The sequence below is a fragment of the Pseudoalteromonas sp. S2721 genome (genome assembly GCF_005887425.1).
Classification (GTDB): Bacteria; Pseudomonadota; Gammaproteobacteria; order Enterobacterales; family Alteromonadaceae; genus Pseudoalteromonas; species Pseudoalteromonas simplex.
In genome coordinates, this window is sequence record NZ_PNCZ01000021.1 from 116,428 (window position 1) to 123,219 (window position 6,792).

Sequence of the window (6,792 nt, forward strand, 5' to 3'; positions counted from 1 at the left end):
ATTTATACACTTTTTGATAAAAATAGACTTAATTTGTTTGATAATAAAAGCTTGTCTCAGAGAGTGGTTTTATTACGTCATACTCAAGGCCAATTGCATTTCTATCACCTTTCCTAGGTATATTACTTTTGTCTAAAAGTACCACCCCCCAATGATTATCGCTAAGGCCGCCAAAAATTACATTTACGCTGTCATTCTTATCTTTTGTGACAGCTGCAACTTTATGTTTAATCATTAAATCTCTGAGCTTTTGAGAATAAGCTGATAGCTCCATCAAACTAGAGGCTGTATCAGGTGATAGAATTTTATAATCGGCAGATGGTACAAAACCCGCATACTTTGATGGTGTATAGCTTAATAATTGAGTTGGGGAGTAAAAAGTATTGTTAATACGATAAACATTCGGCGCAGTTAATTGTACAAGGTTCAAGCTAATGTTATTTTTAAAAGCTAAGATTTGCTCCTCCGATACAGCTAAAAATGAGCTAATTTGCTTTAGCCTTTGTTCCGTACACTTATCTTTTTTACAAATAACTAAATTAGGAAGTTTTGTTCCAACCTGCGGTTCTACATTTAAAAACTGACTACCAAGCACGCCTAAATTAAAGTTAGTAAACGCTTGCTTATCTTTGTCATTTTTCAATTTTGTGGCATGAATATCAAAGATGCTAAACGGGTAAAAAGAGGGTAAGTAAGCAAGCTCTAAATCGGTTTGCGGCATCATTTCATCCATGTGCTTTAAAACCGCGCGATACTCTTGATCTATCTCATTATTAAAGTAGGCTGGCATGTCAGCCATTGCAGTAACAGAAAATAGAAAAGCACCACTAAGAAGCATTTTATTTAGCATAAAAAAGTAATTCCTTTTAATTAAATTTACACTGAGGACAATACCATTTAAGGCACAAAAATCATATTTTTGAGATAAAACTTATAGCAACGCCATACCTTTAGTGATTATAAAAAAACACGAACTAAAATTTCATTCTAGAATTAATAAGCTAGCCATTAAACTTTATTTTACTTCAAAAACAAGGATATAGGACTCTGGCTCTAATCTTATTTGGTATAGTAATTAAAATGAGCCTGCCACATGCAGGCTCTGTACTATTTTTGATAAACTAACGATTAAATCCCAACAACGATACTATTATGTCCATCGAACAAATCTGGCTTGAATACAAAAATAGTTTACGTGCTTTTTTAACCACAAAAATATCGAACCCTGCTGATGTTGAAGAACTTTTACAAGATATTCTGTTAAAAACACATCTTAATATTCATCACTTACAAGATCAGCGAAGTTTAAAGGCTTGGTTATTTCAAATAGCACACCATGTTATTGTTGACTTTTATAGGCGTCAAAATAAGCATGTAGAAATAGAGCTTGATGATATTATTTCGCAACAAGAAAACAAAACCGTAAAAGCTGAACTCATAAAGTGCATTGAACCTTTTTTACAAGCTATGCCCGAAGAAGAAGCGGATCTAATTAGAAAAATAGATCTCGAAGGATACTCTCAAAAAGAGGAAGCTTTGAAGTTAAACATCAGTTACTCAACCTACAAATCAAGGCTGCAAAAAAGTCGATCAAAATTGAAGGCATTATTCGATTGTTGTTGTGACTTTGAAATCGATAAGTACGGCAACTTAGTTGATTACCACCCCAAACAAAAAAAGTTCTGCTAACACTTCGTCTTTTTGAAAAACATTACGTCTTACTAGGTAAGCCTCAATCATTCAGGAGATGTAATGAAATACTTAAATGATGCAAAGTTTGACGTAACCCCGACTTTCGATAATGCAAGCACAAGCAAACCTCGAGTTTTAATTTTATACGGGTCTTTACGAGAAACGTCGTTTAGCCGTTTTGCGAGTGAAGAAGCCGCAAGAATACTTGAACACTTAGGTGCTCAAGTTAAAATATTTAACCCAGATGGATTACCATTATTTGATAATGGAGAGTCAGTAAACAATCAAAAAGTACAAGAGCTGCGAGAGCTTGTGAAATGGTCCGAAGCACAGGTTTGGTGCTCACCTGAAATTCACGGCAATATGTCAGCTGTGCTCAAGAATCAAATAGATTGGATCCCACTCACTGATGGTGCTGTTAGACCAACACAAGGTAAGACGCTAGCCGTAATGCAGGTATCTGGCGGTTCGCAAAGCTTTAATGCTGTAAATAACATGCGCATTCTTGGTCGCTGGATGCGTATGTTAACGATACCAAATCAGTCATCAGTCGCAAAAGCTTGGCAAGAGTTTGACGAGGCTGGCAATATGAAAGAGTCGTCGTTTAGAATGCGCATTGTCGATGTGATGGAAGAGTTAATTAAATTTACTTTACTAACCAGAGACAAGCTGGACTGGCTCGTAGACCGATATAGCGAAAGGCAAGCGGCTGCGAACTTACAAACAACTAAATTAGTGGATGACAGTAAAGTGCTTGAACCAAACTCTTAGCTTTAACAACTTTCCACAAGGCTGTTCAATGAAGTTCAGCCTTATGCTATTTGACCAAAACAAACCTGCTACATTCACTATGAATGCTAGCCAGAACATCTGCAAAATTAATATTATGGATAATAATTCCTGACGGAGTAACATTTAAAATGTTTAGGATTTTTTGCTTTCTATTATTCTCTTCTCAGCTTGCTGCTACTGAAGTAGAAAACGAAATAAACAAAGTTTTTCAAGGCTTTATAAAAAAGATGAGGATATAAGCGCAACGATAAGCTTAGGTGTTATTGAAATTGCATCAAACGAAACGTCAGAACAGGCAGCAAAAAGAGTCGACTTACACCTTTATGAAGCAAAAAGAGGCGGCAGAAATACTGTCTTTTCTTAACTTTAATAGATTCAAATTAAATTTAAAAACCGTTATTAAGCTCAAATCCAAAGAACCAACCTTAATGGATTAATCAAAAAGAATTACCACTAAAAACAACCTTTAAAAACACAAAACGTACTTTATTTAAACAATTACCTTGGACTATAGTTACTAAGTTAGTGACTAAATACTCACTATTACATACCAACATGTCGGTAATTATTACCATGGAGAAAGGGATGAATCGTTTAAAACGAGTAGGTAGTATTATTTCATTGCTATTGCTTTCTGGGTTTAGCCAAGTGAACGCATCTGAAATAGATAGAAGTGTTTTACCAATAGCCGCACCAGAGTTTCAAGGAAAGATTGGCAAAACGTTTGAAAACTCTAAACAAGATTATCCACAACCAATAAAAGCACCAAAAGGTGCACCTAATGTTGTGGTTATTTTATTAGATGATTTTGGGTTTGGTCACCCAAGTACTTTTGGCGGCCCAATTCCAACCCCATCAATCGATAAACTAGCCAATGAAGGTTTAAAGTTTAACCGCTTTCATACCACAGCTATTTGTTCGCCAACACGCGCAGCTCTTCTTACAGGTAGAAACCACCATCAAGTTGCCATGGGAACAATTACTGAGCTTTCAACAGGCTACCCTGGCTATCATAGTGTTTGGCCTGATGAAACTGCGAGTATTGCCCAGATTCTAAAAGAAAATGGTTATAACACAGCGGCTTGGGGTAAATGGCACAACACTCCAGACTGGGAAACCAGCCCTATTGGTCCATTTGACCATTGGCCGACAGGCCTAGGTTTTGAATATTTTTATGGCTTTCAGGGAGGTGAAACTAGCCAATGGGAACCGCAATTATTCAGAAACACCACACCGGTTGAACCACCTAAAAAGCCTGAGCAAGGTTATCATTTAACCGAAGACTTGGTTGATGACGCAATCAAATGGATGGGGCAACAAGAATCTATCGATAGCGAAAAGCCGTTCTTTATGTATTTTGCAACAGGCGCAACACACGCCCCGCTTCATGCACCGCAAGAGTGGAACGACAAGTTTAAAGGTCAATTTGATCAGGGTTGGGATAAAGTTCGCGAAGAAACATTAGCTCGGCAAAAGTCGCTTGGTATAGCCCCACAGAATACTAAACTTACAGAACGACCTAAAGAAATAAAAGCATGGGACTCTCTTTCTGCTGACGAGAAAAAGCTATTTAGCCGTCACCAAGAGGTGTTCGCAGGCTTTACTGCGCACACAGATTATCATGTTGGTCGATTACTGGATGCGGTTTCGCAGTTACCTGATGCTGATAACACCATGATTGTTTTTATCGCTGGTGATAATGGCCCAAGTGCTGAAGGCAGCGTCACTGGCACACTTAACAATATGATGACGCAAAATGGCATTGCCGACACAATCAAAGGGCAACTAGCTAAAATAGATGAGCTAGGTGGCCCGCTGCACGAGAACCACTTTCCTGTTGGCTGGGCATGGGCAGGCTCAGCACCATTCCAGTGGATGAAACGTGTCCCTTCACATTTTGGTGGCACCCGAAATGGGCTTGTTGTGTCATGGCCTAAATATATTAAAGAGCATGGTGGCTTGCGCTCACAGTTTCATCACGTGATTGATATAGCACCAACCATACTTGATGCAGCCCACATTCCTGAGCCTAAAGTTGTTAACGGTGTAGAGCAAACGCCGATGGCTGGTGTGAGCATGCTGTACTCGCTGAACGATAAAGATGCTAAAGGCAAACGTACGACTCAGTATTTTGAAACCGGTGGTCATCGTGCAATTTATCATGACGGTTGGGTGGCTGCTTCGTTTCATGGAGTACCATGGGCTTTGAATGGTTCTGTTGGTTTCGATAATGATAAATGGGAGCTTTACAATATTGAAGAAGACTTTTCTGAAGCTGTTGACTTATCTGCTAAATACCCAGATAAATTAAGAACTTTAATTTCAATTTTTGATCAAGAAGCGAAAAAATTTAATGTTTACCCATTAGATGACCGCTTTGTTGAACGTGCAACTAATCCTGAACGCCCCAGTGTAACCAAAGGAAAAACTCAGTTTACTTATTTAGCTGGTACTAATCGTATCCCTGAAGGGAGCGCACCTGCTGTTTATGGCCGTTCGCATTCTATTACGGCAACGTTTAATGTACCAAAGCAAGGTGTAGAAGGTGTATTAGTTGCTGTAGGAGGTTCAAGCGCTGGCTACAGCTTATATGTTGAAGACAGTAAACCTGTTTACGTGATGAATTTCTTTAACGAGCACCACTATGTTGTTAAATCTGAACAAGCTTTACCTACTGGCGAGGTCACGCTTACCCTTGAATATACCCAACAAGGAAAAGCACCTAACGGCGGCCAAGCGACACTGATAGTAAACGGTAAAAAGGTTGCCTCTGGCAAAGTGGATAAAGTGCCTCCGGTTCGCTATTCAGCCACTGAAACGCTTGATGTTGGTCAGGATCTTGGCTCAACAGTTACCCGAAGCTACTACGATAAAGCACCATTCGCTTTTACTGGTCAATTACATAAAATTGAATATGTTTTGAAGTAAATAACTAAATTAAAAGGTGTGCTGCAGCACACCTTTCACTTTATGAAAACAAGACTAGGTGTTATTTAATTTGTAGTAATACGTAACCGCTCAACTGGTCTCTCATCTATAAACACGTGAATTGCAGCCGTAACAAGTGCAATTACACAAGCACTCCACCAAACGACATCATATGATCCTGTTAAGTCGTATAGATAACCGCCTAGCCAAACACCACTGAATGAACCAAGTTGGTGACTTAAAAATACGATACCGTAAAGTAACCCCATATGTGGCAAACCAAAAAGCTGTGCTACGAGTCCGGAAGTTGGCGGTACAGTGGCCAACCATAAAAAGCCTGTTAAGATTGAGAATAAAATTACTGATGTTTCAGTCATTGGTAAAAGCATAAATAGCGCTATAGCAATAGCTCTCAGTGCATATATAAGCGTTAATAAATTCTTTTTAGAATACTTACCAGACCAAGCCCCAGAGACCAAACAGCCGAAAATATTAAACAAGCCAATAAGAGCTAAACTTGCTACGGCAACGTTTGCGGTAAAACCTCTGTCACTTAAAAATGCTGGCATATGTACTGTAATAAACGCTAATTGAAAACCACATACAAAAAAGCCGATCACTATTAACCAGTAATGTGGATAGCTGAGTGCTTCATTCAACGCTTCTTTCACTGTTTGCTTTGCAGTGATTGGTTGTGACATTTGTTCAGGGTCTGTATTTTCTTTAAATACCCCAGCCATTAAAGCCATTAATAATGCACCACCAGCTAATAACATTAGAGCATTACTCCAGCCATAAGCTGCAATAAAATCCTGTGCAACGGGAACAAATATTAATTGCCCTGCGGAGCCAGCAGCACTCCCTAAGCCAAGTGCAAATGCTCGCTTATCCGGAGAAACCATTTTTGCCATAGCAGGTAAAACAACGCCAAACCCTGTTGCAGCAATACCCATCCCCATAAGTAAGCCTGCACCCAAATTCAAACTCAATATGGAATTTGATGAAGCTGTTACATAAAGACCACCCGCATATAAAAGCGCGCCAACAATGACTGTTTTGCATGTTCCATATTTATCAGCGAGTGCTCCTGCAAAGGGTTGTGATAAACCCCACCATAAGTTTTGTAAAGCGAGTGCGAAAGCAAAAACTTCTCTACCATAACCAAATTCATCAGAAATCGGGGCCATAAAAAAGCCCATTGATGATCTCAGGCCAAAATTTAATGATAATAAAATACAAACAAAGGCAATAGAAAAGCTCAAAAGCTTGATGGGGGCAGACATATTAGTTCCTCTGTATTCTGTTAATTAGTCTTATTCTTTAGCAACATAAACAAACGCAGTGCACATTTAGCAACATAAACAAACGCAGTGCACATTT

General features: G+C 38.9%; 5 protein-coding genes. 3 read left to right on the top strand and 2 right to left on the bottom strand.

Annotated elements, in window-relative coordinates; all coding sequences use genetic code 11:
* Nucleotides 1–28: 28 nt before the first annotated feature.
* Entirely contained in the window at nt 29–850 is an 822-nt protein-coding gene (locus tag CWC02_RS09690) for a hypothetical protein (protein ID WP_228482476.1), read from the bottom strand.
* A 302-nt stretch (nt 851–1,152) separates the two neighbouring features.
* Between CWC02_RS09690 and sigZ the strand changes: the two genes are divergently transcribed.
* The 3 genes from sigZ to CWC02_RS09710 all read left to right on the top strand — a co-directional run bounded on the left by sigZ (nt 1,153) and on the right by CWC02_RS09710 (nt 5,412).
* Nucleotides 1,153–1,689, top strand: coding sequence for an RNA polymerase sigma factor SigZ (gene sigZ / locus CWC02_RS09695; RefSeq protein WP_054553484.1), 537 nt, complete (start codon nt 1,153–1,155; stop codon nt 1,687–1,689).
* 63 nt (nt 1,690–1,752) lie between these two features.
* Nucleotides 1,753–2,463, top strand: coding sequence for an arsenical resistance protein ArsH (gene arsH / locus CWC02_RS09700; RefSeq protein ID WP_054553483.1), 711 nt, complete (start codon nt 1,753–1,755; stop codon nt 2,461–2,463).
* Nucleotides 2,464–3,069: 606 nt separating this feature from the next.
* Complete coding sequence (locus CWC02_RS09710; RefSeq protein ID WP_138617946.1) at nt 3,070–5,412, top strand: arylsulfatase; 2,343 nt, start codon at nt 3,070–3,072, stop codon at nt 5,410–5,412.
* Nucleotides 5,413–5,477: 65 nt separating this feature from the next.
* Here the strand turns inward: CWC02_RS09710 and CWC02_RS09715 are convergent, their stop codons facing one another.
* The gene (locus CWC02_RS09715; RefSeq protein WP_054553480.1) at nt 5,478–6,695 is read right to left on the bottom strand and encodes an MFS transporter; all 1,218 of its coding nucleotides are present in this window, start codon (nt 6,693–6,695) and stop codon (nt 5,478–5,480) included.
* Nucleotides 6,696–6,792 lie beyond the last annotated feature (97 nt).

Coding starts and splice junctions, on each gene's coding strand:
- CWC02_RS09690 (WP_228482476.1), bottom strand. CDS start 850: ATGCTAAATAAAATGCTTCTTAGTGGTGCTTTTCTATTTTCTGTTACT.
- sigZ (WP_054553484.1), top strand. CDS start 1,153: ATGTCCATCGAACAAATCTGGCTTGAATACAAAAATAGTTTACGTGCT.
- arsH (WP_054553483.1), top strand. CDS start 1,753: ATGAAATACTTAAATGATGCAAAGTTTGACGTAACCCCGACTTTCGAT.
- CWC02_RS09710 (WP_138617946.1), top strand. CDS start 3,070: ATGAATCGTTTAAAACGAGTAGGTAGTATTATTTCATTGCTATTGCTT.
- CWC02_RS09715 (WP_054553480.1), bottom strand. CDS start 6,695: ATGTCTGCCCCCATCAAGCTTTTGAGCTTTTCTATTGCCTTTGTTTGT.